This window comes from Parasphingomonas frigoris (genome assembly GCF_036663815.1).
In the GTDB taxonomy this organism is placed as follows: domain Bacteria; phylum Pseudomonadota; class Alphaproteobacteria; order Sphingomonadales; family Sphingomonadaceae; genus Sphingomonas.
This window is the reverse complement of sequence record NZ_JAXOJQ010000054.1, coordinates 1-1,288: the sequence shown is the minus strand read 5'-3', so window position 1 is coordinate 1,288 and position 1,288 is coordinate 1. Positions and strand designations below refer to the sequence as shown.

The 1,288-nt window shown below is 59.2% G+C and carries 2 protein-coding genes; one reads left to right on the top strand and one right to left on the bottom strand.

What is annotated here, in order from left to right; all coding sequences use genetic code 11:
- On the bottom strand, nt 1-465 hold a 465-nt coding region (locus U1872_RS22395; RefSeq protein ID WP_332795069.1), incomplete at its 3' end, for a TetR/AcrR family transcriptional regulator.
- An 84-nt stretch (nt 466-549) separates the two neighbouring features.
- On the opposite strand from U1872_RS22395, the gene U1872_RS22390 reads away from it, so the two are divergent.
- On the top strand, nt 550-1,288 hold a 739-nt coding region (locus tag U1872_RS22390; RefSeq protein WP_332795068.1), incomplete at its 3' end, for an SDR family NAD(P)-dependent oxidoreductase.

Below are 1,288 nucleotides of genomic sequence, written 5' to 3'. Positions count from 1 at the left end.
CAAAGCCCCTTCGAGACGCGCCAGTATTGTTTCAGGCGTTTCACCTTGGGCCTCATCTCCAAAAGCCGTGCGCAGATAGTCCAGGATCAGCCGGAAGAAGGAGGCGACGGCCGTGTCTACAGCAGGCGGTAGTGCATCACGCTCGGCGCCGAACATCCCGCACAGGCACATGCGATCATCCTTGATCAGGGCGTTGCGGAACAGGGAAGTAACGCGCGCGCGCGCCTCGTCGGCGCTTAGCGCCTCGGCGTCACCGAGATAATCTCTCGCCCGATCGGTATAGCGATGCGCCAGGGCCTCAGCGAGCGATGGCTTGGTCGAAAAATGATAGTGAATGCTTGAACTTTTCACGCCGACGTCCTGGGCCAGTTCGCGAAAGCTGAAGGCATTGTAGCCTCCACACCGAGCACGGACTTCCGCGGCATCGAGAATGCGATCTCGCATGGAAATTTCCGGCATCGGCATACCTATCGCCTGATAGATAGAGCTTGACGATACAGCAAGCTTAATGTCAAACTATCTATCGATAGGTTCACATGGGAGTTTAGGATGCAACGAGTAAGCCTGATCGTGGGTGGTTCATCCGGCATGGGGCGAGCAACAGCGCAACTGCTGTTGCAAGAGGGCCGGACGGTGCTCCTGGTCGGACGTGACCAGGACAAGCTTAATCGCGTCGCAGATGAGTTACGCAAGGACGGCAGGGGCGAGGTCGGCACCGCCGCGGCGGACCTTTACGATGCAACCAGCGTCGAGCGCCTGATTGCGCGCATCGACGGCGAAGAACGCCATGTGGACCAATTGCTAAACGCAGCCGGCTACTTTTCACCCAAGCCTTTTCTGGAGCATGACGGAGCAGATTACGACCGATACCATGACCTCAACCGCTCCACCTTTTTCGTAACTCAGGCGGTCGTGCGCAACATGGCGCGCCATGGCGATGGTGCAATCGTCAATATCGGATCGATGTGGGCCAGACAGGCAATCAAGGCTACGCCGTCGTCCGCCTACTCAATGGCGAAAGCCGGCCTTCATGCGCTGACCCAGCACCTGGCGATGGAACTGGGCGATAAGGGTATCAGGGTGAACGCGGTCGCGCCCGCTGTGGTAGTGACGCCCATCTACGGGGCGTTCATCGCGCCAAGCGATATCGAGGCGACGTTAACTGCTACATTCGATGCCTTTCACCCGATCGGCCGCGTCGGCCGGGCCGAGGACGTGGCGCAGCACATCGCGTTTCTTCTCTCGGATAAGGCCGGCTGGACCACGGGGGCGGTTCACGACATCGATG